General features: G+C 62.1%; 1 protein-coding gene. It reads right to left on the bottom strand.

All coding sequences use genetic code 11. The annotated features are described in order from the left end of the window. On the bottom strand, positions 1-787 hold a 787-nt coding region (locus tag ACZYOF_RS44055; RefSeq protein WP_463719630.1), incomplete at its 3' end, for an IS630 family transposase. Positions 788-808 lie beyond the last annotated feature (21 nt).

Below are 808 nucleotides of genomic sequence, written 5' to 3'. Positions count from 1 at the left end.
TGACCACCGCCTTCTTGTGCGCGGGTAGCCCGTCCACAATCAGATGCAGCGCTTTCTTGCGGCGATACATCAGCTTCTTGAGCAGGTCCACGAACAGCTCGCCAGACAGTGCGCCCTTGTACGTCGCGAACCAGAACGCGCCCTTGGCGCTCACCGCCGACGCCGCGCCGATGCTTTGCCGTTGCCCCGGCGTTTGCACCACCGGCGTTTCTCCCTTCACGCCCCACGTCGTGCCTTGCACCGCATCCGCCCGGAAGCCGGATTCATCCCAGAAATAGACATCCGCTTTCTCCCGCTTGGCACGCCGCGCAATGGCCGGATAGGTTTCCCGCTGCCAACGCTCGATCGCCTCCGGGTCACGCTGATAGGCGCGTTGCAATGGCTTCTGCGCGCTCAATCCCAAGCGCGCCAGCATCCCCCCGATCGACGCCAGACTCAGCCTCACGCCGAATTCCCGCTCCACCAGTTCGCGCACGATTTGCCGCGTCCACAAGCCAAAATCGAAACCGTATTGCAGCGGGTTCTTGCCGTTGATCCAGCGAAACACTTGCCGCTCTTGCGCCGGCGTCAACTTCTTCGGACGTCCCGTTCCTTTGCGCGACGCCAGCGCCCGCAGGCCCTTCCCACGACCTTTCGCCGTTCTCATCCAGCGGTAAATCACGCTGCGGTGAAATCCATAGCTCTCGACGACGGCGCTCGGCTTTTCACCTTCGCGCACTCGCTCCAACGCCATCATGCGGATTTCTTCCAGGGTTCGATGGTCAAGTTGTCGGCCGTCGCGTTTCATGCCGATAGCATACACCAACGC

This window comes from Bradyrhizobium sp. LeoA1Lang, assembly GCF_055413685.1.
The sequence above is the reverse complement of the archived record's forward strand: the minus strand, read 5'-3'. Positions and strand labels throughout refer to the sequence as shown.